Consider the following 726-nt stretch of genomic DNA (forward strand, 5'->3'; position numbering starts at 1 on the left):
CGGCGCCGGCGGCTGAGCAGGGTGTCGAGGCGGTCCCATTCGGCTCGGTGTGCGGAGACGAAGACGTCCAGGTCCATCGGGTCTGCCTGCTCCTCGGCCGGTCGCCGACTGATCGTCGTCGATGATCGTGTTTGCTGTCAGCTTGTCGTACTGGCGCGCGACGCGCCCACAGCTTGGCAGACTTGCCGCCCAGGGGCGGACCAGGGGAAGGACGGGCGGGCGTGAGCGAGCTGGTGACCGGCGAGGCGGTGGCGCTCGAACTGCTGCCGGCGAAGTTTCCGAGCAGGGCGTTGGCCGTACTGCTCGACCTGGCGGCGGTGATGGTCACGTACATCGCGGTCACCATGGTGCTCGTGGTGTCGACGTCCTCCCTGGACAGTGCCGCGCAGACGGCGCTGGGCATCGCGACGTTCCTCCTGGTGCCCATCGGGGTGCCGATCGCGGTGGAGACGCTGAGCCACGGCCGTTCGCTCGGGAAGCTGGCGCTGGGGCTTCGGGTGGTGCGGGACGACGGCGGGCCGATCCGGTTCCGGCACGCGCTGGTGCGGGGTTCGATCGGTGTGGTCGAGATCCTCATGACGTTCGGGACGATCGCGTCCATCGCGTCGCTGGTCTCGGCGCGGGGGCGGCGGCTCGGGGATGTGTTCGCGGGGACCCTCGTCGTGCGGGAGCGGATCCCGGTGGGGCAGACCGGCCTTGTCGCGCCTCCGCCGCCGCATCTCGCGC

At 70.9% G+C, this 726-nt stretch carries 1 protein-coding gene; it reads left to right on the top strand.

The features are described 5' to 3' along the window. Positions 1 to 221 precede the first annotated feature (221 nt). A partial coding sequence (locus CCN72_RS16150) for an RDD family protein (protein WP_143664111.1) occupies positions 222 to 726 on the top strand: 505 nt, incomplete at its 3' end.

The organism is Streptomyces murinus, from assembly GCF_002154555.1.
Lineage (GTDB): Bacteria > Actinomycetota > Actinomycetes > Streptomycetales > Streptomycetaceae > Streptomyces > Streptomyces murinus.